The following is a 24,141-nucleotide window of genomic DNA, read 5'->3' on the forward strand; positions in this document are numbered from 1 at the left end:
ATGGAATGCCTTACGCCAGAAGTAGGAGAGGCAGTAACGGTTACCCTAACGTGGAAGTGTTGGGTTTGTTCGTATCGTGAAGCTGATGAAACGACTCCTGATGAGCCGCAGGTTTGGCCTGTGCAATCCTCTTATTCAAGGAGGCGCAGTGCTGCGTATGAGGAAACCTGTTTTTGAACCCGCATAATGCCATAGTTTTTGCTAAGATCGGATAGATCATAGCTATGTCATTAGAATGGGTTAGGGAGATAAGAGTATCAATATGACAGAGCAATAGATCTTCTTTTATAGACATTGCCATTTTCAATGGGAAGGGTTGGTCTTTGATATATTTGTGTTCTATTTAATTCTAGATATACTGGGGAAAACGGTTCGGATGTTTCACATTGAAGCCCTATAAAGGGTGAGCGGTCTGTATGCGTCTATGACCACTCATGGGGCTGATAACATGTGCAGTGTGGTACGATAATGCGGATGTTCCCACTAACGCTGTTCGGCATATGGTTGTAGGTTTTTTTAATTACTATGCCTTCAACGTTGACGTTCAAGATTTGCTCCAGATCCCGGAAGGGGGGTATCGCCCTGAACGCTGAGGGTTGTGCCGTTCCATGATAGCGTTCTTAACATATGATCTACACCACCTTGGGTGAGGATTTGTGTGCCATCTGGCGAGAAAATTAGTCCTTGCGGCCAGAGAGGGCCCGGAGCCTGAGCAAGCTGTGTTAAATGGCCGTTTGACAGTCGGAAGACTGTTACGATACCGCGTGCGTGATAAAGGGGGGAGGCGTCAGGCATAGCGGAGCCGTTCTGTGAAACGACGGCGAGATATTGTCCGTCAGGCGAAATATCCGTTCCCTCTGGTGCGTTTGGCACCATAACACGGTCAACCTCTTTGAGGTTGGGTGTCTGTAGATCAAGCATAACAATGCTTCCGGGTTTACCGTGACCATGCCCGAGGACATTTACAGACATGTAATGGCCGTCTGGAGTGATACGTAAAGTCCATGCGCCCGGGGAGAGGGGGAGGGGGTTTGGTTCAACTTGAAGGTGATCACCATTCAAGTTGATGGTATAAATAAGATCACCTTTCCATAAGCTCACAAAAGCACGTTTGCCATCGGGGGCAATGGTGACACCACCAACGAACCCGCCTTTGACCGGTAGAGTGACGTTTTGGGCGTGTGACAGACGGCCATCCACAGCGCGGAACCACGTAATAGAACCAGATTTTCCGTTTGCGACAAGCATATGCTGCCCATCCGGTGAGAGGCGTAATGTTGTTGCGCCTGGCTGGGAGCGTGTCGTTTGTATAACCCGTATTGGGGTGGCTTGTAGGTCAATGACACTAATCTGATCATTCGGGATGATTTTATCTTCAAGCCTATTGGGCTGTGCGGCAGAGCTAAGATATGCGTAATGGCCATCAGGAGAGATGGTTAAAGCCGTTGGAGGACCTACTACGCTTGCTGCTGCGGGGATACTACCCGTGACGTGCCATAAATTATCTTTTTCTCGGGCGATTTTACTTAATGTGTCTGGGAGTATGTGAGGTGGAAGGATTTGTACGCCGTTTTGTAGTAATGTGTGGCCGTCATTTGCAGAAAGTACGATCTGAGCATGAACAGGGGTGGCGCTTAGGAAGAAATATGGAGAGAGTAACCCAACCCAAAAGAAGGTGCGTATAGGGCTCATGTTAGATGCCTTGCTTAATTATCATGTTATTGATGTTAAAACTCATATAATTGATCATTAAACAAATAAAATTCTCGTTACCGAATGAAATATATTTTAAATAATACTGTGATATTATTCTTAAAAAAGACATAACTGATCTATGATTTGTAATATATTTATATGAAATGCGTTAGATACTGATTGATTCGATCACGGAAAAGAAAAATTTGTTTTGCAAGATCATGCTCGGTGGTTTCGGTTTTCTTTTATTGGCGAAGGATAATGCCTGCTGGTTGGAGAAAATGGGTATAAATGTCCAGATGTTCAGCAGCATGTAACTTATATGTGCTGTTAATAATCATTATAAATCTCCAATCGTGAGTTATATATTATTGATTTATATATACGGAATAATATATTTATTATTGTATCTAATTCTCAAAAAATTAAATAAAAATGTTTCTTCATGGGAACTTAAAAGTCCTAATCTCTTTTTGGTGGAGTATGCTTCACTTTGGGCGGAGAGACATTCTATGTCTACGGATCATCTGAAAACAGCGACAACGGATGCTGGGGCACCAGTTTCCAGCACTGAGAATTCATTAAGCGTTGGTGCTGATGGGCCTATCGTTTTACACGATCATTATTTGATCGAACAAATGGCGGCGTTTAACCGTGAAATGATACCGGATCGTCAGCCGCACGCTAAAGGTGGTGGGGCTTTTGGGTATTTTGAAGTTACGCATGATGTAAGCTGTTATACTAAAGCAAATTTTTTGCAAAAAGGCCAAAAGACGGACGTTGTCATTCGCTTTTCTACCGTTGCAGGTGAGGCGGGTAGCCCAGATACATGGCGTGATCCTCGGGGCTTCTCGGTAAAATTCTATACCGAGGAGGGAAATTTTGACATGGTGGGTAACAACACGCCTGTCTTCTTTATTCGTGATCCCATGAAATTCCAGCATTTTATTCATTCGCAGAAGCGCCGTGCGGATAGTGGACTGCGTGATAATGATATGCAGTGGGATTTTTGGACACTCTGCCCAGAAACAGCCCACCAGGTCACGTGGCTTATGGGTGACCGTGGTATTCCGGCGACATGGCGCCATATGGACGGTTTCTCAAGCCACACTTACATGTGGATTAATGATGAGGGGGAGCGTTTTTGGGTAAAGTACCACTTTAAAACGGATCAAGGTATTAAGTGTCTTACACAAGACCAAGCGGATCAATTAGCGGGGAGCGATGCGGATTACCACCGTCGTGACCTTTTTGAATCTATTAAGCGTGGTGAGTATCCAAGCTGGACGCTTAAAATGCAAATCATGCCTTACGAAGAGGCTAAAACCTATAAAATCAACCCCTTTGATCTCACCAAGGTATGGCCTCAAAGTGAATATCCTTTGATTGAAGTGGGTAAACTTGTTCTTGACCGTAACCCAACGGATTTCTTTACTCAGATTGAGCAAGCGGCTTTTGAGCCGAATAACTATGTACCGGGTACGGGGCTCTCACCGGATAAGATGCTTCTGGGTCGCTCTTTTGCTTATGCGGATGCCCACCGTGCGCGTTTAGGGGGGAATTATAAGCAAATCCCCGTGAATGCCCCTAAGTGTCCTGTCCACTCTTATTCCAAGGGTGGAGCCATGCGTAGTGTGAACACTTCTGATCCCGTGTATTCACCGAACACAAAGGGTGGACCAGTCAGTAACCCTGGGCGCTATCCTGAAGATGCTGTATGGGCTGTTGATGGTGAGTTTGTCAGAGCTGCTTATACACTGCGCGCTGAGGATAATGATTTTAGCCAAGCTCAGAAACTCGTGAATGACGTGATGGATGACGCTGCACGTGAGCGCCTCGTTCAAAACGTTGTTGGGCATATTTTGGGGGGAGTGCAAGAGCCTGTTCTGTCTCGTGTATTTGAGTATTGGAAGAATGTTGATTCTCAATTGGGACAGCGTATTCAGGATGAGGTGTTGAGAAAACAAAAATAATTTTTCTTGTAATATGGCTCTTAAAGAGGTTAATAAGCCGATGAGGGCCATATTTTTATTTATTTTTTATTTCTATTTGTGGTTTATTTACTTTGAGATAAATTTTACTCTATAAAAAAACGGACTTACGAAGTGCCGGACCTTTTCGGTCAGATGAATGAATTTTGGTAAAATAACCTCTGGTTGAACCGTTATGTAAAAAATATAATTTTCCACTGCGGAGTGTACCTTTTAAAGGCTTGCTGTGAGTGCGGCCAATTTCATTTTCTAAATATGAAGTTAATTTAAGTATTATATTTTCATTTGCGACTGTCTTATTATTATTTTGAATAATTATAAGGTGTATTTTTTATATATCTGTCAGGACAATTTTTATTGTGCTTATAGGATAGGTTCATGCCGCTTGGGAGAGATGTCACTTAAGCTGTAATGTGGGCAGTGCTTTGGGTTATCAAATATATAAAAACGGCCCAACACGAGGCTGGGCCGTTTCACGGGGTACGGTTTTAGACTTTAGGTCGTAACCTTAGAAAACATCCGCATGGAAACCAAAGAGGAACGAGCGGCCGATAATGGCTTGGGCATATCGGTTGACGCTACCAACATATGGGAAGGGTGGGTGTTCTCCTGTGATATTGTTGACGTTAAAGAAGACAGTATATTTCTTGGCAAACTGATAGGACATGTTCGTATTGAACATGAAAAACTGGTTAAAGAATGGATATTGGTAAGTGCTGAGCGGGTTTTGGACGCTTTGCTGAGACTTGCCGTACCACTGTGTCTGCCATTGGAAGCTAAACGGACCACGCATATAGGTGAGGTTCGCTGTCATATTATCTTTGGGGGTTGTGCTTGTGCCGTATTGTTGTGTGACAACTCCACCAATGCTTTGGTTGCTTAAGAAATAATGCAGTTCTGTTGCGTGCAGATCAAGCGAGCCTGCGTTATCTGGTAAGCCTAGGCGGGAGAGCTCTAGGTTATAATCCACCATGAACTGAGCAACACGGCTTTCGATGCCCCCGATATTTTGGAAGCTGTCATTAAAGTTTGTAATTTGGTGCGTTGTTGCGTCACGGGTGATTAGGCTGCAATAAGGGCTGCTATTATAGCCTGATGTGTCGTAGCAGGCATCCATGATATATTGCACGCCCGGTTGTTGGATTGCGCCCGTCAAGCGCACATCAATATAGTCACCTTGAATGGTCAGACCCGGAATGAAATGTGGGGTAAAGACGAAACCTGCACTGACGGACGTTCCCACTTCGTTTTGAAGATGGCGGTTACCACCTGCACGGCCTTCCACTGTGGCATTGCTAATGAGTGACTGGAAGCCTTTTGGCACGCCGGCCGCGGCGCAGTTTGCAGCACGAATGGCAGGGTTGGAGCCGCCATTGATATAGTTTGTATCGCACGGGTCGTTACCGTATTCAAAATCGGTGCTTTGTGGTGCGAATAGTTCTGCCGTACCGGGGGCACGCAGGGAGCGCGTATAGTTTCCACGGAATGTCAGGTCTTTAAATGGTGAGAGTGACGCACCACCAGTATAGGACCAGTAAGACCCCGTCATGTTGTTATAAATATAACGGGCAGAGGAGTTCATTGAAGCATGATAAATGAGGGGAATGTTCATGCTTGGCTTGACGAGTGGAATATCCATCTCGGTAAAGCCTTCATGGGTGTGGTAGCTGCCATAGGTTGAGGGTTGGCACGTAGCGTAGCCGTATTGTTGTTGGCAATTGCCATTAACAATGACGCCTTGGTTAAAGGCATCAGGCTCGAAATTAAATGCCTCCCGGCGGTGTTCATAACCAATGAGCCACTGCACACCGCCGCCCGGTAAGTGGAACAGCGTGGTATGGGCCGTGAGGTTGACATCAAGCTGTGTGTTGCGGGTTGCAACAGATGCAGGGGATGTAATGTAGTTGACGGCGCTCTGGCTGGCTTGACCATTACCAAAAAGGTTAAGCGGTGAGCAACTGGCGCTTTTTGTTGCCATGGGTGAATTTGTATAGCCGGGCATGCAGATGATATTTCCGGCGGAATCTGTTGTGGCGTTTAAGGCATTAGCAAAGTTTTGGTTATTAACCTGATCTTGGAACGTTACGCTTGAGTTGTCACCGTAATTTGCGTTTGCATCCCATTCAACCTTACGCCCTAAGACGCTGAAATCTCCCTTAAAGCCGCCTACCAAGCGGTACATTTCATTTTTGGTTGTATAACGGCCGCTATAAATATCTGTTGATGCGCGGGCCATGTAGAATTGATTTGTGGGTGAACCAGCTGCGGCCAGGCCATTGGCAATGGTCGCTTGTTCTGCAGAGGTCAAGAACGGGTTATTCGTGTTCATGATGAGGTTGCCCGCCGGCATGCCAGCAGAAGCAAAGCTGGCAGTGCTGTAATATGGCTGGCCGATGGTATTGGTTGAATCATATCGGTCATACCATGCTTCACCATAAGCCGTTATATGATCCGTAATATCATAGTGGGCAAGACTGGTGAGGGCCACGCGGCCGGTTTGATCAAGTAAGTTCGCAAAACGTGATTGAGGAAAACCGTTACCGCCCGATACGGTGTAGGGGGAGGCGGGGGAGTTTGCCGTATCATATGTAATGGGGATAAGGCTTTTCCCATTTGGAGAAAACTGCAATACCTGACCTGCGGCGTTGGTAATCCCGGCTTGAGGCGCAATACCCGTGCCGGCAGCATTTTGACCAAAAGGCATGGCGTCAGAGGTTACAGGAATACCGGATTGGGTGTAGATAATATCGCGCTGGTTGCGGGCCAAGCCTTGGCTGTATGATTGACCAGAGACAGCAAGGTTGAAAGGGGAATCCGTACCATACCAGTAAGGCCGTGCATCTGCGGGAAGGCCGTATTGCTTTGTATATTCGACATCAAGCGTTACGTTGCCACGGTCATGGTTGAAGTTATGCCCGCCTAAGAACTCTACTTTATCATTCACGGCGTCCAAGTCTTGGCTCCAGCCCGCTTGACCGTTAACGTGAAGCCCCTCAACATTTTGCTTAAGCTGCATATTGACCGCGCCTGCAATCGCATCAGCACCATATGTTGGTGAGCCACCTGTTGCGAGGGTATCGACACGGTCAATCAGGCCGTCTGGAATTTCGGTAACGTCCACGGCGTCACCAGAGACATTCCCATAGAGGGACGCAGAGGCACCGGACACAAAGCGGTGTCCGTTGACAAGAGTTAGTGTACGTTCAGAGCCCATGTTGAGCAGGTTGAGGAAGGTTTGTCCTGCACCTGACCCGCCGCCAGTGCCAAATGGCGTGGCTGCACCAACGGCGAAAGCTGGGTTTTCCGTAAGGAGCGCAGTGCCAACATTGGTATAGCCGCGGCGCTGAATTTGTGCGCCCGATACTGAAACGATCGGTTGAATCGCGTCAATGGAGTTCCGAATAAGGCGGGAACCCACCACTTTTACTTCTTCGACGCCACCGGCTTCGACGGCCCCTGTTGCATCAATTTTGGGGGCTGCTGTTAGTAATGTCTTTTTTTGCGCGCTGGATGGAATGGAGTTTGCTGTTTGAAGTGTTTGAGGCGCGTTGGGCGAAGATGTTTTGGCTGGGGTATTATGCGCTATAGAGGCGCGCTTTGTTTTCTTCGCGTGAGAAACGGCTTTATGTTTTGCGCCTGATATGGCTGCTGCGTTGCCCATGGCAGGGAGTGCTGCATATGAAATACCTGCGCACAGGCATACTTTGAAAGCCACTTGGTAAAGGGTGGATAAGTTGATGGTCTTCTTTTTATGTAAAATCGTAGGCATTAATGGCTCCGCACGCTATATGCCACAGGCAATGTCATTTCGTTTCGATGATTGCATGGAGAATTTGTTTTCTCTACCGAAATAATACACGAAAAATCACTGTATTTCTAAATGTGTCATTTTTGTCGCAATATGTTGCGGGACGCTACGGTTTTATTAATTAATTTTTAAATACGTCTTTTTGTCTGATTTTGTAAGGGGGAATAATTATATTAACCATTTGAATTTATTGTAATAATTTTATTTTAAGGTGACTATTACCTACATATTGTAGGAACAAAATGTCTTTCTCAAAAAATAGTAGCCAGTCGATATGGGGGGCTTGAAAAACATAACCGTCAGGAGGTTTAGCATGAGAAAATTATTGATAAAACGATACGATGCAACATTGATTGTGTTGACATACCCCAGCAGGTGGTAGGGGTATGTTGCTTGACCTCGATGTGATGTAATCATTACATTTCTAAAATAACTTTAGACGATTTTTTCCTATCCATTGATAATGCAAAAGCTTCGGAGTATTGTTCCAGTGGAAAGCTCCTCGTAATGAGATGCGCGGCAATCCATGGATTATTTGCAAGAATGTGTAGGGCATTTTCAAATTCGTGATCAAAGCGGAACGTGCCGCGATAATCAATCTCACGAGCGATGATTTGTGATAGAGGGGCGGAAACATCACCGGGTGGAAACATGCCGACCTGTATGAGCGTGCCGCCTTTTTGTGTCCGCATAATGGCATTGGAGAGCGCTGTACTGGCACCTGTTGCCTCAAAGACAATGTCATATTCATCTTCATGTACTGCCTGGGACGTATTGAAGACTGCTGTCGCTCCAAGATGATGCGCGATAGTGAGGGCAAAATCGTGTAGGTCTGTTGCGACAATGGATTGCGCACCGCCAACCTTTAAACCTGCAACGATGAGGGAGCCGATGGGGCCTGCACCCTGGACCATAACCTTTTTTCCACGGATGTCTCCAGCGCGTGCAATAGCATGCAGGGCGACGGAAAAAGGTTCTGCCATGCTTGCCGCTTTGACATCTAGCCCTGCTGGCAGTGCGTGTAGCTGTGTTGATTGTACAACCATGTGCCGACGAAAACCCCCGTCCGTGTGGGGGTACCGCGCAGCACTGCCAAAGAAACACATATTACGACAAAGATGGCGCATGCCGCGCATACACTCCGGGCAATGACCGCAAGGGCGCGCCGGATGAATGGCAACGGCCTCTCCCACTTGGAAGCGGCTTTCTCCGGGGCCTAAAGCTTCCACAAACCCTGATACTTCATGACCAAGAATCATTGGTTCTTTGAGGACGGAGGCTCCAACACCGCCATGCATCAAATAATGCATATCGGATCCACAGATTCCGCCCCAAGCCAAGCGTATAAGGGTCTGCCCTTCAAGGGGAGGGGCTAGGGGTAATGTATCAAGGCGCAGATCACCTTTTTGGTGAATAACGAGCGCTTCTGTTGTGGTGTTATGTTTAATATCGAACATACTCGACTCCTTTAGCGATAAAGAGTTATGCGAGTGAAATAATTATTATATAATTTTTATGTTTTCATCTCACATTTATGAGATTACTTATCCTTTATGTTTAAATTTTATCGTCAATTATTTATTCAACATCTCGTATGCGGACATTTAACAACCCTTTGACTGTGTAAAGGGGCATGGTGCTGTTATATTATTTTTTTTGAGCTGAAGGCTCCTGACTTTGAGCGTATTTAAGCTACGAGAAAGGTTGCAGTATTACACGGTGCGAAGGCTTGGAGGTGATGAATATGTTGTGTGAGAGCGTTGGCGCTAACGGCGGGTGGAACGAAGAGATTACAGATGGCAGCGAAAACGGAGATGAATCTCTGACAGCCGTTCGGTAATCGGCATTTTTGCATGACTTTCTCACGTTTTCGCAGTGGTAATCAGCCCTTTGTAGGAAATATGTCAGACAGACCGGCCGAGTTTACGTTTGGTGGCTCCATAAAATTTCAGCTTAGCTGTAATCATGGGGCGCGGACGTACTCCTTGTTGACGCAAAAGGCACCTCAATGAACTCCTAGCGACCTTGGCATTATGGCGTGTTTGTAGAATTTCATCAAGGACATAACCGTCTTGGTCAACGATATGCCGCAGCCCATGGATCTGGCTACCAATGACAATCCTGACTTCGTCCAGATGCCATATATCACCGCGTCTGGCGGGTTTTCGCTGTAAACGACGGGCATAACCCGCACCAAACTTAATGCTCCAGCGACGGATTGTCTTATGCGACACCACAACCCTACGCTCTAGAACTGTCTCCTCGATCAAATGAAAGTTCAGAGGAAAACGGAGATACAGCCACACTGCATGTGCGATCACTTCACACGGAAAACGGTGCCGTTTGTAGCCCATTAGCGTTTTGTGAAATTTCGTTAGACACGATTTTCAGTCCTGAAAATAGATTATTTGTCAATTGATAAATTGCACATGAGCGATTTTTTGCAACAGATTTATTATTGGTATCGAGTGCTATCCAAATCTCACCTTTTCCCAAAACTGGACGTAAGGGAAGGGGTACTTTCTGCCTGAATGAGTATCCTGATTCGCGTCTGATAATCACTGAAAAGCCATTGAGTGTAGCAACTCGGTGTAGCAAAACCGAGTTAAGGTTTAAGGAAACCTGAAAAACTCTAATGATTTCAATGAATTAAAGTGGTGCGAGCTGCGGGACTCGAACCCGCACGCCCATTCGGACTCAAGATTTTAAGTCTTGTGCGTCTACCATTCCGCCAAGCTCGCACTGCGTTGCTAGGGAACCCGTAACAACGCAGGCCCGTTTTGGCGCAACCAGCGCTCGGCTGCAAGCCTTCCTGAGCATCCTTTTGAAAAAAAATGATCAACATGGCCCCAAAATGCCGGACTGTGATCAAAATGCGTCAGATGTGAGAGCTCATGCACCATAATATAAGACTGAACAGTGGGTGGACACATAATTAAGCGCCAGCTCAACATGATCCGTCCTGCACGGGTGCAGCTACCCCATCGGCTTCGTACGTTACGAATATCAATTTTGATAACGTGAGCATTCATGCGCTGCGCTTCTTCTTGCAACAGAACGGGTAAATTCTTATTTGCAAGCGCTCTTAGAAAACGTTGCACGCGGCTTTCTACATGCTCGCTGTGACCACTGACCTGTAAGCCATTCGATGTCAGCACACATCCCTGACGTGCCATAGGTGCATGATATATCGGCGTTGGCACGCCATTGAGTAATACAGAACCGCCATCCCCCAGAAAGGGAGGTGCAGGAAGGCTAGCATTGGCTTTGTTAATCCAATCCTCGTGCTGTCGAATGAACGACCTTACATATTGCTGCGTCAGGTGTGCGGGGTAAGCTGCTATCACGCAGCCAGATGTAGGGTCAGCGCGCAAGGTAATACGGCGTGCACGTTTTGATGGGCGCAACTGAACGGAAGGAACTGGTACCACGCCTAGAATACCTTAATGTTATTTTATACGGGATGGTGACGCTGAGTTCTCGGGCCATTCGCCAGGCCAGTCCACAATATGATCTTCTAATAAACCTGCGCGGCGCTCGCTAATACAGCGCTGAGAAACGGAAGCACCGCTCTGATGTACGCCATCTCTGGTGCCTGACCGCAAAGGGTGCCACTCAGGTAAATCATAACCCTCTTTAATGAGTTGATATGAGCAACTCGGGGGAAGCCAATCAAGATCTGCGAGGATTTTGGGGGTTAATGTTACGCAATCTGGAACTTTGCGGTGTCGTTTTGCGTAATCTGTACAAAGGCACGTTTGTGTATCTAAGAGGCGGCAGGCAACATTTGTGTGAGCAATCTCGTTCGTATCTTCGTCTCTTAACTTATGCAGACAGCACCGCCCGCAGCCATCACATAAAGATTCCCACTCATCGGCAGTCATCTTCTCTAGCGGAACGTGCCGCCAAAAATCAGTTTTATCGGTCACCAGAATGCTCTGTACAAAATTATTACAAATACCGTGATGCATACCGAAATTGTCAAAGGTACAGCAAGGAGCGGAAACCATAATTTTTGAAGTCGTACAGAAGGTGTTGCCCCTAACCCAAGTGCTGCTCTCTCCGTCCCAGAAGGAAGAGATAGATAACGTGCGACGCAAGGAAACATAACAATGGGAGAATTTAATACTCCATAAATTATGGGGAAATAGGATGCGCCCAAATTATCTCTAAGGTAGATGTATATGAAGAATGACACCATCATGAGCGGCAATAAAGTTATTAATCCTATAATTTTTAAGATATTTTTTGGAATAAATCGTACACATAGAGTTCCTAATAAGGATCCCATTATAATGCCGCATAAAAAAAGACTTATAAAAATAAAAAAAGAGTCTATCATTGTGGCGTGTTCCTACTAAACCAATTTAGAAAGCGCTTTTCCAGCGCAGGTCCGTTTTCCTTCCAGAATGCGTCATCGACATTCAGTGTATTCTGTACCGTTGCTGTGGGGGTATTTTTTTCGAAATGATCAATAGTTTTTATCGTATTAATGATATTTTTTTCTGCATCATTTGAAACATTTTGTGGAATTGCCCAGAATAATGATATTTTCAGGCTATGATTCATTTGTGTGCCGAAGGTAGGTTCTGTTTTGACGTGAGAGAAAGGCGTAATTTCTTCTAACGGGGCGCTCGTCATCAGAGCGCTACGTTGTTGCATAATGTGATGAGCATCACTCGGGGTGCGCCACCATATTATGTAGGGCCTTAAAAGGTCCAGCTTATGAAAAGCACGCTCAACGCCTGATGGAGATGATAAAAGCGTATAAACACTCTCTGGCGCTACGCCATCAGCCAAAAGGGTAATTTCCAAGGTCGTACGCGCACCAAAGTATAAGCCACGCCGACCGGGGTGTCTGGCAATATCCCAAAAATCCTGCCAGTCTGGGGCGGTTGTTAAGCGTGACCGATCCCAAGCAAGAGCTAGTGTTTGTGTGCCTGCTGGCATGCCACAGTCTGCTGGGGATTCCAGAGAATGGAACCAATGCTGCAAACACCCAGTTTCTAGCTGACTGCCATTCATTAAAACAGCCCCCCAAAGGGCCGGGATGGTTTGCGTCATTTTTTCAAGAGTAGCATCTGCTCCATCCCACTCTGTAAGGGGATATGAAGTGATAGGCGAGGAGAGGGTGCCCGCAAAAATACTACCTTCTGGGAGGGCAATTCTTAATTGTGAAACTGCTACAGGTTTCTGTCCTGTATGCGGGTGAGTATGTCGATGTGGAGAATTGAAATGCCCTCTATGGTGAACGGCAGTACGAGCATACACCTGAGGGATAAAGGGCGTACATATTAAAGCCGCACTTAAGCCGCAGGACGCAATGCGCCCGATATGCTTCTTTATGGCAGCCCGTAGAATCATAGCGTATGAAGCTCCTTATAAGGACCGCGTGGAGCGTAAAGAGGCAAAAAGAGCAACAGAATCATTCACCTAAAAAATTTATATACAAAAGAACATCTTTGAGGGGATATATCACGCAACGCTAGTATAGGTCGACCTCTAACGGGAATACCGTGGCTTGGGCTGCTGGCCATGCTATCGTCGTCTGAGTGCCATTTTTGGGAATTTTTTGCGCCTGTATGGGCGGACGATGTATTTCGATATCAGTTCCATCAGCACATCGTACTTTCATGCGGATATGGTCGCCAAGGTGAAGAGTCTCAATAAGGGTGCCTTGTACTGGCGGAAGCTCGTCGTCACTGGAAATCAGGTTTTTTCCAAAAAATGGGGAGATACGGTCTGGGCGCACACATACCATACACGTATCGCCAATATGTAATTTATGAGCGTGCTCATGCAGCGAAGAGCTTGCTTCCACAACACCGCCACAGGCTAAATGCACCGTATAAATATCATCATACTCATCAGTGATTTGGCCGGTAAGGGCATTGGCATTGCCAAACAATGTTGCAACATAAGCGCTGATTGGGCGCTCATATAATATGGACGCTGGTGCTGACTGTAATAGCGTGCGGCCATTAAAGAGGGCTATGATACCATCAGAACGTAATGCAATTTCTTGACGCCCCTCTGAACGAATAATGCTTAATCCCAATGCTCTTTGCAGACGGGTTAGTAAGGCTTCCACTCGCCGTGCAGCAGGCACAGTGAGGCTTGAAAGGGGGTCGTCCAGTAATAATACATCTCCCTTGTACGCAAGGGCTCGGGCTAGTTTTGTGCGCAGTTGTTTTTCAGTAGAGAGCATTTTGGGTAGAAGCGTAGCAACATCATCAAGACCCAACAGAGAGATCAGATGCGCGGTGTTCGCTGCGGCCGTTCCTTTGTCCTGCTGCTGCGCTCGACACGCAAAGTTGATATTCGCTCGTACAGTAAGGTGCGGAAAGAGCGGATCTCGTTCACTTACTAAAGCGATGCGGCGCTTGCCCGCAGGGCAGGGTGTGATATCGACCCCATTCAAGGTGAGGCGGCCACCGATACAAGGTTGAAAACCTGCGATAATATCGAGAAGTAGCGCGAGCGCGGCCATATCGGTTCCTAGAAGAACCAGCGTTTCACCTTTTATCAATTCAAGATCGCAAGCCTTATCCTGAAGGCCGATACGCAAATTCTCCACCTTGAAGAGGGCGGAAGGGGCGGGTTTGTGCGTGTTCTGAAGGCGGGCGACCATGAAACTTCCCGTGGCGATAAGGCGTTAAGATCAAAGAGAATGCCACGTCTAGGGCACTCATACGTGAGGATTTGAACATGAGCGAAGATCGCGTCAAGGAAAACGTCGAACAGGTGCGCTATGAAGCACAAGAACATATTGAAAGTTTGCGTGCGCAGGTGGAGCAGGTGTTAAAAGATATTGTGACCCCTAATCTGTTGAAAGCTGCGGATAAAACGGATGTGGCCGTTGCAAATGCGCGGAAATTCAAGGATTATGAAATTGAAAATGTATCGACGCGTGTACGCGCTCAACCAATCGCGGCTATTTTAATTTCTGCAGCTATTGGTTTTGTGGCTGGTCGTTTTTCACGGTAAAGTCCGTTTTCTGGCCTTTCCGTTCTAACGACCACGAGAGCGCTGCCCGTCTTGTCAAGAAAGGTTGTTAACCCTTCATGAAACCGCTTGAACTTGGTCAAGAAGTCCTTTCCGCACAAGGGCAAATCCTTTCACGAACTGCTTTGCGTGTTGCGCGGCGTGCTGCTTTTGGCGTTGTTGCGCTGACATTCCTCTTTTTCTTCGTGATTGCTTTACACGGTCTCCTTTGGGCATTGTGTTTAGATGTGGCGGGTTTGAGCCACGTGAAAGCTGCCTTGTGCGTGCTTGGTTTTGATTTCTTCTTTATCGTATTGTTTGGCGCTTTGGCGGCATGGTCAATTCCAGACTTGGTAACGATTGAAGCGCGTATTCGTCGAGATCGTAAGTTAATGGAATTGAAGCAAGCTATTGCGTTGTCTACCCTTACGGGTATTTTACTCGGCCCCGTAGGGCGAGGAACGGCGGGAGGGGTATTCTCACTGTTTAAGAAAATTCTGCGCCGTAAAGGCTAACAAGTAAGGGGGCTTTAAGGCCCCCTTACTTGTTTGTAGTCTTGAGGAAAGCACAGAATCATGCTCGCAGAGTTTGATATTTTTGGGGTCTTTGTAGCCCCTATTTCGGTATACGCACTTATTGCCCTAATCATTACGTTGGTTTTAAGGCGTATTCTTTGGAAAACAGGCATTTTATCATGGTTTTGGCATGTGCCACTTTTTGAAATTGCTTTCTTTGTTTGTACATTGTGCTTATTGCTGATGTACGTATAAAGGTTAAGAGATTGGATTACATCGCAAGACAGTCCATGCTGACTTGTAAGACTACGTTAGGATGAAGGGGCCATGCACCGCCTCCGCCGTATTTCAAGTTTTGTGTTAACATTCCTCGTTGTTGTTGCCGCTCTCATACTGGGGCGCGTGATGTGGCAAATTTACGAGCTTTCTCCTTGGACCCGTGATGGGCGGGTGCGTGTATATGTTGTTAATGCAGCCCCTGAAGTCTCAGGCACAGTCATCTCCGTTCCTGTTATTGATAACCAGTATGTCCATCGTGGTGACCCGCTCTTTGTGCTGGACCCTCTGCGTTTCCGGCTTGATATTGCCTCCGCACGAGCAAAATTGGCTCAAGTAAAAGCAGAGCTTGCCTTGCGGGAAGCTGATGCCCGACGCCGCCACGGCTTAGGGGGGTTAGTCTCGGCCGAAGAGGAAGAAGACTTTAACGCTCGCGTAGATGTGCAAAAAGGCTATGTCGATGCCGCCAAGGCAGCCTTAGATACGGCTGAGTTGAACCTACAGCGCTCAACCGTATATGCATCAGTTGATGGTTACGTAACGAACCTGAATTTGCGCGTAGGGAATTACGCGCATGCTGGTCAATCGGGGATGGCTATTATTGATGCTCATTCTTTTTGGATTAATGGCTATTTTGAAGAGACTAAACTCCATGGTGTTCGCTTAGGTGATCACGCTTCTGTAAAGCTTATGGGGTATCATGATCTTGCTTCGGCACATGTTGTGAGTATTGGTCGAGGTATTAATGATGAAAATGGCACTTCTGACCATTTGGGTTTGCCGGATGTGAATCCTATTTTTACGTGGGTTCGTCTCGCGCAACGTATCCCTGTTAGGCTGGAATTCGACCGTGTGCCAGACAGCGTTACGCTGGTAGCAGGTATGACAGGAACAATTACCATCGGTGATACCCCTCATGGTATGCATGGTCGCTTGACCACTTGGCTACAGAATCATCTTTAAATATGCGCTCTTTTCATTGTTTAACTGTTTTCGGTTGTGTGGCTCTTCTGAGTGTTGGAGGGTGCCGTGTAGGGCCTAATTTTACGCCCGATCACTTTACACCGCCGTCAGCTTTCACGGATCAGGGTAAGCCGATAACGGCTGAAGAAAGAGCGCGGACGGAAGCTGCTCTTAAAGATTGGTGGCGTCTCTTCAAAGACCCAATTTTAGATAATCTGGTGCAGAGCGCCATCAAAGGGAATTACAACCTTCAAATCGCCGCACAACACGTTGTTGTAGAACAAGCATTGCGGCGTGAAGCTGCATCAGCGTGGTATCCACAGTTAGATGCAACTGCGGGCGGTGGCGATGATCGTTATTCTATTTCTGTCGATAACTGGCCCTTGCGTCCAGGTAACCCTGCGAACCAACCACATGCCTCCGTTCTAACATATGGAGCTCGTGCCAGTTGGGAAATTGACCTTTTCGGTCATATTAGCCGCCAAGTTGAAGCGCAGTCACATGAAATTACGGTGTCCGTCGAAGAGCAGCGCGCTTTACTTGTTGCTATATTATCTGAACTCGCCTCTGATTATGTGGCCCTAAGAGGGGTTCAGGCACGCTTAGATGTTGTAGAACATGATATCGGCATTGCTTCTGACACGCTCGCCCTAACACAGCGTTTATATACAAAAGGGTTGGCCAATTCTTTAGATGTTGCGCAAGTGACAGCAAGTCAGCGCATGGATGAAGCACGCATTCCGCCGCTACATGCTGAGCAAGATCGTCTCATTCACGCGATCGCTGTGTTAACGGGTGAAATGCCGGGTTCATTGGAAAATACGTTAAAACAAAGACGCCCAATGCCTGAAGTGCCTGAACTGCCAGCAGCACTGCCGTCTGAAGTTATCGCGCAGCGTGCTGATATCCGAGCGCAAGAAGCGCGTTATGCTGCGGCGACTGCGCGTGTCGGTGTGGCTGTTACGCAGCTTTATCCACGCTTTGTGATTCCTATGACGTTTAATCCGAATGCTTCAGCGATGTACCAAGCCTTTCAGCTTGGTGCTATGAGCTGGAGTGTGATGATGTTGGCATCTGTGCCTTTAATGCATGGCGGACGAAATAACGCTGCCATTATTCAAGCACATGCTGAAGCTGAGGCTGATCGCCTATCCTATAGACAAACAGTACTTAAATCATTTCAAGAAGTAGAAGACTCATTAAGTGATTGGGAACAAGACGAAGAACTTGTTAAGCACTACGAGCAGGCTGTACACGCTTCGAAGCTTGCACAGAGTAGAGCGCAGAAACGTTATACTGTCGGTCTGACAAGTATTTTAGATGTTTTATCGACCAACCGGTTGGCACTCCGTGCTGAAGAAAGCCGTACACTAGCTCAAGCAGCACGTTTGCGTGATGCGGTAACATTATACACAGCTATTGGTGCGGGCTGGCAAGGGTATAAGCCCCCTGAGCTTCCTGTAAGTTTAAAACAACAGAGTATTTGGGCGCGTGCTTTCTCACCATAAATGGTAACAAAAGCTTTGTTTTTCTATTGAAACTGAACTCTAAACACCACAAATTGCGGTCAGATATAATGAAGGTACGACGATGAGCAATCACTATGACGAGCACCCGGTGGAAGATTTTTTAAAGCCAAAAATTGCCTCTCTGATCAATGAGGCGCGTGCTGCAGGGTATCCTCAAGACGTTATCGTGGCGGTATTGATTGATTTGTTAGACAATGACACATGCGAAGGAGGCCCGGCATTATGAAGGACCCTTATGCCATCTTGGGAATTAATAAAAGCGCAACAGATAAAGATATTCGCAGTGCGTATCGTCGTTTAGCAAAACAATATCATCCAGATCACAATCCCAATAATGTAGAAGCAGAAGAAAAATTCAAAGCTGTGGGGCAGGCCTATAATATCCTTGGCGATAAGGAGAAGCGTGAGCAATTTGATCGAGGAGAAATTGGCGCTGACGGTCAAGCTCATGGTCCGTTCGGTGCAGGAGGGTTTGGTAGTAGACAGGGCTTCCATCAGGAAGATTTAGGTTCATTCTTTTCTGATATGTTCGGGGGTGGTTTCAGCGGTGATTTCCAAGCTGGTGGAACCGCAGGGCGCCGCACTTCAAAAGGCTCCGACCGACGTTACGAAGTGAGCATTACTTTCGTACAAGCAATACTAGGAACGACATTAGATCTTGCTCTTGGGGAGGGTGGACATACAGAAGTTAAAGTACCGCCAGGGCTGGAGGATGGACAAACGTTACGCGTGCGTGGGAAAGGGGCACCGGGCCGAACAATGCGGCCGGGGCAACCTGGTATTCCAGGAGACGCTCTTATTACAGTTTCTGTAAAAGAGGATGCGCGCTTTACCCGAAGTGGGCGCAATATCCGCATGGTACAAAGCGTACCACTCAAAATTGCTGTCCTAGGTGGTAAGGTTACAATAGATACGCCAGCCGGTGCTGTAACCGTAAAAATCCCTAAGCACTCGGATAGTGGTAAAATTCTACGTTTAGGCGGACGCGGCGTTGGAGCATCACGTCAGAACCCTGCTGGAGATTTGTTGGTAACATTACAAATTCAAGTTGGGGATTTGGCTACGGAATTAGAGCCATTTTTAGAAAGTCTTCCGGAGGCGTAGAGGTCCTTTTATATTTTTGCCTCTTGTCGCCAGGGCTCTGTTTGGCGCAAGGTGTAATGAGATTTTTAATTTAGGATTTCAACGCCTTGCAGCCAAAAATAGTGCCGACTTCTCTTCAACGGCATCGTGGATTTTCAGTCGTACTTGCCATTGAGTTGTGGGAACGCTTTGGTTTTTATGGCATGCAGGCTGTACTCACCATCTTTATGGTTGAGCAGCTTCACCTGAGTGATTACCGTGTCAATATGCTCTTAGGAGCATCATCCGCTTTAATGTATATTATGCCCGTTTTAGGCGGTGCTCTTGGGGATCGCGTAATTGGTTCTCGTCGTGCCATGTTGGTTGGCGCTTTAGGGCTTATGTTAGGTTATGTGTGTTTAGCTCTCCTGCCACAATCTCTGACGTATCTGTGCATCTCTTTATCGTTTATTTCTGTTGGCAATGGTCTTTTTAAGCCCAATGCGGGAAACATCGTCAGAAAAATATATGAAGGAGATAATGAATTGTTGGATACTATATTCACAATATATTATATGTGCGTAAATATAGGTTCAACTATATCCATTTTACTTATGCCTTGGATACAGTCTTATTTTGGTCCGAGATCAGCATTTTTATTTTGTGCTATAGGATTGTTGATTGGGATATTATATTATTGTATCAAATCATCTCATTTAGACATTTTGAATTTAGAGAATTATAAGAAGAAAAATACAAAAAACATCATCTCTGTTATTTTTGGAGCCTTTCTCTCTGTTATTGTATGCAATGTTATTCTGCAAAATGCTTGGGTTGCCCAAAAAGGGATTATTTTATCTGCAACATTGGTATTTTTATTTTGGATATTTATTTATATAAAATCAAAAGAAGAAGAAAGGAAAAAACTTATTATAAGCTATTTTTTATCTATTTTGGGATCTTTTTATTATATTTTCTACCAGCAGAGCATTACCTCCTTGACGCTTTATACAATGAGAGATGTTTCTGGTGATTTTACGCTTTGTGGAAAAACTTTATGGCATTTTACGCCGGGACAATTTCAGTCTTTGAATCCGATGTGGATACTTTTATTAAGCCCCTTACTTGCTTGGTTATATCAAAAGATCGGTAAAATACAAAAAAATCCAAGTATTTTACAAAAAATGCTCATCGGATATGGTGTATTGTCTTTGGCATTTTATTTATGGTGGCAATCTAGTCTGAAGGGAGGAAATCATATTTCTCCATGGGTTATGGTGGGGGGCTATGGATGCATGTCTATGGCGGAATTATTAACGGGCGGTTTAGGATTGGCTGTCGTCGCGCGCTATACCCCCGCTCGATTGGGGGGGGTAGTAAGTGGATCTGTGTATGCTCTTTGGGGTATTGCGATGTATGTAGGGAGTATCATTGCTAACCTCGTAAGTGATTCATCTAGAACCCTTATAGGAGCGGCGATATATGCAGATCTTTTTAGAGAGTTATGCTTCGCCTCCATGATAATTTTTCTCTCAGGCATTGTATTGCATAAGTTGGGGGGTATATTTTTCTAGTATGAAGGGTTAATTTTTTTGTATGAGTGCGCTATGAGGTCTTTAAGTTAATGGAATTTAATCCCCTCCCGCGCGTAGCTGTTGTTGCTATTGTTCGTGATGAAGCTACAGATATTCTAAGCTGGCTTGGATGGTATATTAAGCTCGGTGTCGAAACACTGGTTATCTTCGATGACGGTTCATCGGATGGAACGGAGCGTATCATCGCAGATGCGGTGTATACTCATGATATTCGTTTATATAAAATTGAAAATGGGAATGGGGCGCATATAGAGCGTCAAAAAAATATTTATCTGTATGCTTTGAAAGAGCTTAAAAAAACACATGATTGGGTAGGTTTTTTTGATTCTGATGAATACTTATATTTAGAAAATTCATATTCAATTCCCGCTTATTTAGAAAAAATATCTCAAAATGTTGGTGCTATAGGTTTCCACTGGTGCAATTATGGAAGTTCGGGTCATGTCTTAAAACCGAACACATCACTTATCCACGCGTTTGATCACCATTCGCACTCCAATGAAACAATTAACCGACATATAAAGACTCTTCTGCGTACAGATAGTTGGTCTGGCGAATGGGAAAACGTTCATTGTTTTCCCTTGCAACGCGGTAGATATGTTGATGCATCCGGTAACGATATTGAGTGGAGCACTCTAAAGGGCGTGACAGCGCACCCACCGACATGGGAGGGGGGACGTATACTACATTACCAAACACGCAGTATGGAGCACTACGTCGAAAGAGCTAAGCGTCGTAAAGATATAGAACTGCACGTATATAATTTTTTTCAGTCAGACTGTAATGAACTATATTATCAGGAACCTAAAAAATATATTGATGATGTGAATAAATGGTCTCGTAAAGTTCTCGACTATTCATATATGCGCGCTTTAAATACATTGATAAATTTAATTAAAATAGAAAAAACAGAAAATATATCAGGTATTAATTTTAATATATTTGAACTTACCAATATAAACGGAGATGGATTGTGCTTTGAAAAAAATAGAATTATTACTCAAAAAAATAGGTATAATTTAGATGGAAAATTATTCGTCATTTACTCGGGGGAGTTTTTGGGTGATTATGTTTATATATTCTGCTGCAATCAATATGGTTATTTAAATAATATAAATTTATATGATAACTATGCGATAGGAGTAAGTTTTACAAAGCTGATAGCTACCTTATCGGGAGAAGGAAATAATCTCTTATTACAGAGAATAGAGAATAAAAAATATCTACGCTTGCGGGGTGACGAGAATTACCCTGTTGAAACAATAAATTACTCCGAAATTGATGAAAATTCCTTATTCTCATTTAAGGATTATGATAAAAAATCAATAAATGTTTCCTTATTTATACTCCTACAAGACGCGCTTTCGAAGAAAATTACTCTAAAAACCTTGGTACGCATTGCGCAGCGAGATCTGAAAAATACAGTATCACTATTGCCGTTGCTTATTCCAAATTTACCACAGGCTGATAGAGAAAAGTTCGAAACAGTATTAGGGTTTAAAATCCAGTAAGCACGGTTTTTCCTATAGTCATACCGCTTTCTTGGGCCTGATGCGCCGTTAAAAGATTGGGTAGTGTTATTGGTCCCAAATTCGTATGACAGGTGCTTCGTAACAGTCCTGTTTCCACTAAAGACGTAATTTGAGAAAGAATATGGCCTTGTGCAGCCATATCTGGTGTATCAAAAAGCGGCCGTGTAAACATAAACTCCCAATGCACGGATAATGACTTACGCTTGAATGGCATAATATCAAAACTTCCTGGATCATCAATTAAGGCCAAAGAACCTTGAGGGGACAGAATTTTTAAAATGGCGTCTTTATGCTTTGCTGTGTGTGTGAGGCTTGCAACGTAACGGACTTCTGGGATGCCAATACGCTTTAACTCTTGATCGAGAGGGCGAGTGTGGTTGATGATATGGTGTGCCCCCATTTCTTCACACCATTTATACGTTTCTGGGCGTGAAGCTGTTGCGATAACGCGCAATCCTGTTAAACGGCGCGCGAGTTGAATAAGAATAGACCCAACACCACCTGCGCCGCCGATGATCAGAAGACTATCACCAGAAAAAATACTGCCATTCGGCACACGCAAGCGATCGAACAATAATTCCCACGCAGTAATTGCCGTTAAAGGCATGGCTGCAGCCTGATAATCATCGAGTGTCTTAGGAGCATGTGCAATCAACCGCTCATCCACTGCTTGATACTGAGCGTTACTGCCTGCGCGTGAGGCGCTCCCAGCATAAAACACACGATCTCCCGAGCGGAAGTTATAAACATTTCCTCCGGTAGCAACGATGGTTCCGCACGCATCGTAGCCGAGAATACGTGCACGCTCTTCGGGTGGATTTATCTGACGTAGTTTGGTATCGACGGGATTAACAGAAACAGCCGAAATCTCGACAATAACATCATGAAGTCCCGGTTCAGGCGTAGGGACAGACAATTCGACTAAGGCATCACTATCTGCCAGATTTGTCGCACGTAGATGCCCAAAAGCTTTCATAACCTATATCCTTTTAATGTATAAATAATTATTTTTGTCTGTCCATTAACATACCGGTAATCGCCTTTTTAAAAGGCATCAGATGATTGGCTAGGTTAAGTCCTAAACGGCGAACCACCATAGCAGGGCGGCTATCACGCGTATATAAAGTGGCTATTGCGTTAGTGCCTGCATAGAGGGGTAATGTTGCACGTCTATGTTGACGTTCATATTGCATTAACACGCGTGTAGTCCCCGCATCACCGGGGCCATTAGCAATAGCACGCGCCAAGGTTTCTTGCGCACGCAAACCTAAATTAAAGCCATGCGCTGTAATTGGATGCATACCAACGGCCGCATCGCCAATCAGTGCTAAACGTGCTGCCCTAAAACGATGAGCAAAAACGGTTTTCAAGGGATAAGAACAGCGTTCACTGTCCAAAGACAGTTCGCCCAGACGGCCACCGGAGCGTTGTGTGATCTCAGCGTTGAAGGCTTCTTCATCACATATGCTCAGACGATCAATGTCTTCTTTTTCTAAAGTAAGAACGAGGGAAGAGACATGCCTCGCCCGCTCATCAGGAGCGACTGGCAAGAATGCGATTGTTTGCCCTGCATCAAACCACTGTAAAGCTGTATGGTCATGTGGCTTCTGATGACGGACCCGGCATACAAGAATACTACGCTTAAAGTCGTCAATAATTGCGCCGATACCGGCAGATTCACGCATGCGGGAAAAGCGACCATCTGCAGCGACGATCAAATCTGCTGTTAAGGCCTCTCCGCCATTCAGCACCACTCGCGCCGAACGTTCAGTATGTACAGTTTGTTCAATGTGAGTACCGGCACGAATGGTTAAACGTGGCGTTCGTGCCGCGATACGATACAATGATTGGCGGATAAAGTGATTGGCCACCATAAAGCCAAGAGCATTTGGTCCGTCTTTTGGAGCATTAAAGATCAACGGAAGAGTATGATCTTTTCCCGTCTCCACGCGTGCTGTATGCATGGGGCAAATAACATTCTCTGGTATTTCATCCCATGCTCCAGCACGTTTTAACCAATGGGCAGCATGATGTGTTAGAGCGATTTCACGTCCATCAAAAGGCGGGTCCGCTAGAATGCTTTGTGGCGAACGTTCAAGTATGCAAACTTGCCGTCCATCACGGGCTAGTGAAATACCGCAAGCCAAACCAGTGGGGCCACCGCCAATAATGATGACGTCGTAATGCATGT

Annotated in this window: 21 protein-coding genes and 1 tRNA gene; 10 read left to right on the forward strand and 12 right to left on the reverse strand. The window is 45.6% G+C overall.

Annotated features, from left to right (window positions below):
- Positions 1–531: 531 nt before the first annotated feature.
- Positions 532–1,692: a lactonase family protein gene (locus NTH01S_RS01610; RefSeq protein ID WP_068168375.1), complete on the reverse strand. Its 1,161-nt coding sequence runs from the start codon at positions 1,690–1,692 to the stop codon at positions 532–534.
- 515 nt (positions 1,693–2,207) lie between these two features.
- On the opposite strand from NTH01S_RS01610, the gene NTH01S_RS01615 reads away from it, so the two are divergent.
- The gene (locus NTH01S_RS01615; RefSeq protein ID WP_068168377.1) at positions 2,208–3,668 is read left to right on the forward strand and encodes a catalase; all 1,461 of its coding nucleotides are present in this window, start codon (positions 2,208–2,210) and stop codon (positions 3,666–3,668) included.
- Positions 3,669–4,194: 526 nt separating this feature from the next.
- On the opposite strand, the gene NTH01S_RS01620 is transcribed toward NTH01S_RS01615, so the two are convergent.
- The 9 genes from NTH01S_RS01620 to NTH01S_RS01655 form a co-directional block, all read right to left on the reverse strand.
- Positions 4,195–7,455, reverse strand: coding sequence for a TonB-dependent receptor domain-containing protein (locus tag NTH01S_RS01620; protein WP_068168381.1), 3,261 nt, complete (start codon positions 7,453–7,455; stop codon positions 4,195–4,197).
- Positions 7,456–7,910: 455 nt separating this feature from the next.
- The gene (locus NTH01S_RS01625) at positions 7,911–8,951 is read right to left on the reverse strand and encodes an L-idonate 5-dehydrogenase (protein ID WP_068168384.1); all 1,041 of its coding nucleotides are present in this window, start codon (positions 8,949–8,951) and stop codon (positions 7,911–7,913) included.
- Between the two features lie 447 nt (positions 8,952–9,398).
- Positions 9,399–9,764, reverse strand: a complete 366-nt coding sequence (locus tag NTH01S_RS11970) for a DDE-type integrase/transposase/recombinase (RefSeq protein ID WP_218015967.1) — start codon at positions 9,762–9,764, stop codon at positions 9,399–9,401.
- Positions 9,765–9,816: 52 nt separating this feature from the next.
- The gene (locus NTH01S_RS12200; RefSeq protein ID WP_370664289.1) at positions 9,817–10,056 is read right to left on the reverse strand and encodes a DUF6538 domain-containing protein; all 240 of its coding nucleotides are present in this window, start codon (positions 10,054–10,056) and stop codon (positions 9,817–9,819) included.
- 93 nt (positions 10,057–10,149) lie between these two features.
- Positions 10,150–10,235, reverse strand: a tRNA-Leu gene (locus tag NTH01S_RS01635).
- A gap of 9 nt (positions 10,236–10,244) precedes the next feature.
- Entirely contained in the window at positions 10,245–10,925 is a 681-nt protein-coding gene (locus NTH01S_RS01640) for a M48 family metallopeptidase (RefSeq protein ID WP_068168387.1), read from the reverse strand.
- A gap of 18 nt (positions 10,926–10,943) precedes the next feature.
- The gene (locus tag NTH01S_RS01645) at positions 10,944–11,423 is read right to left on the reverse strand and encodes a YcgN family cysteine cluster protein (protein ID WP_068168664.1); all 480 of its coding nucleotides are present in this window, start codon (positions 11,421–11,423) and stop codon (positions 10,944–10,946) included.
- Between the two features lie 409 nt (positions 11,424–11,832).
- Positions 11,833–12,519, reverse strand: a complete 687-nt coding sequence (locus NTH01S_RS01650) for an extracellular solute-binding protein (protein WP_169802028.1) — start codon at positions 12,517–12,519, stop codon at positions 11,833–11,835.
- Positions 12,520–12,979: 460 nt separating this feature from the next.
- Positions 12,980–14,125, reverse strand: a complete 1,146-nt coding sequence (locus tag NTH01S_RS01655) for an ABC transporter ATP-binding protein (RefSeq protein ID WP_068168393.1) — start codon at positions 14,123–14,125, stop codon at positions 12,980–12,982.
- 77 nt (positions 14,126–14,202) lie between these two features.
- Between NTH01S_RS01655 and NTH01S_RS01660 the strand changes: the two genes are divergently transcribed.
- The 9 genes from NTH01S_RS01660 (at position 14,203) to NTH01S_RS01695 (ending at position 21,929) form a co-directional block, all read left to right on the forward strand.
- Positions 14,203–14,481, forward strand: a complete 279-nt coding sequence (locus NTH01S_RS01660; protein WP_068168399.1) for a hypothetical protein — start codon at positions 14,203–14,205, stop codon at positions 14,479–14,481.
- Positions 14,482–14,558: 77 nt separating this feature from the next.
- Entirely contained in the window at positions 14,559–14,993 is a 435-nt protein-coding gene (locus tag NTH01S_RS01665) for a hypothetical protein (protein ID WP_068168401.1), read from the forward strand.
- Positions 14,994–15,053: 60 nt separating this feature from the next.
- Entirely contained in the window at positions 15,054–15,248 is a 195-nt protein-coding gene (locus tag NTH01S_RS01670; protein ID WP_068168404.1) for a DUF1656 domain-containing protein, read from the forward strand.
- A 72-nt stretch (positions 15,249–15,320) separates the two neighbouring features.
- Positions 15,321–16,232 carry an efflux RND transporter periplasmic adaptor subunit gene (locus NTH01S_RS01675; RefSeq protein ID WP_068168407.1) on the forward strand — a complete coding sequence of 304 codons (912 nt, stop codon included), beginning with the start codon at positions 15,321–15,323 and terminating at the stop codon, positions 16,230–16,232.
- Between the two features lie 2 nt (positions 16,233–16,234).
- Entirely contained in the window at positions 16,235–17,740 is a 1,506-nt protein-coding gene (locus tag NTH01S_RS01680) for an efflux transporter outer membrane subunit (protein ID WP_068168409.1), read from the forward strand.
- Between the two features lie 82 nt (positions 17,741–17,822).
- Positions 17,823–17,987 carry a hypothetical protein gene (locus tag NTH01S_RS11840; protein WP_169802029.1) on the forward strand — a complete coding sequence of 55 codons (165 nt, stop codon included), beginning with the start codon at positions 17,823–17,825 and terminating at the stop codon, positions 17,985–17,987.
- Positions 17,984–18,865 carry a DnaJ C-terminal domain-containing protein gene (locus NTH01S_RS01685; protein WP_068168412.1) on the forward strand — a complete coding sequence of 294 codons (882 nt, stop codon included), beginning with the start codon at positions 17,984–17,986 and terminating at the stop codon, positions 18,863–18,865. Before NTH01S_RS11840 ends, NTH01S_RS01685 begins: the two co-directional genes overlap by 4 nt.
- Positions 18,866–18,966: 101 nt before the next feature.
- Positions 18,967–20,397 carry a peptide MFS transporter gene (locus NTH01S_RS01690; RefSeq protein ID WP_068168415.1) on the forward strand — a complete coding sequence of 477 codons (1,431 nt, stop codon included), beginning with the start codon at positions 18,967–18,969 and terminating at the stop codon, positions 20,395–20,397.
- A 50-nt stretch (positions 20,398–20,447) separates the two neighbouring features.
- Complete coding sequence (locus NTH01S_RS01695) at positions 20,448–21,929, forward strand: glycosyltransferase family 2 protein (RefSeq protein WP_068168419.1); 1,482 nt, start codon at positions 20,448–20,450, stop codon at positions 21,927–21,929.
- Here the strand turns inward: NTH01S_RS01695 and NTH01S_RS01700 are convergent.
- Positions 21,916–22,926, reverse strand: coding sequence for a zinc-binding alcohol dehydrogenase family protein (locus NTH01S_RS01700; protein ID WP_068168421.1), 1,011 nt, complete (start codon positions 22,924–22,926; stop codon positions 21,916–21,918). The two genes, NTH01S_RS01695 and NTH01S_RS01700, sit on opposite strands and share 14 nt — an antisense overlap.
- Before the next feature lie 28 nt (positions 22,927–22,954).
- Positions 22,955–24,139 (reverse strand): 5-demethoxyubiquinol-8 5-hydroxylase UbiM, encoded by a 1,185-nt coding sequence (gene ubiM, locus NTH01S_RS01705; protein WP_068168425.1) that lies wholly within the window; start codon positions 24,137–24,139, stop codon positions 22,955–22,957.
- Positions 24,140–24,141 lie beyond the last annotated feature (2 nt).

Source organism: Neokomagataea thailandica NBRC 106555 (assembly GCF_001598495.1).
Taxonomy (GTDB): Bacteria; Pseudomonadota; Alphaproteobacteria; order Acetobacterales; family Acetobacteraceae; genus Gluconobacter; species Gluconobacter thailandicus_A.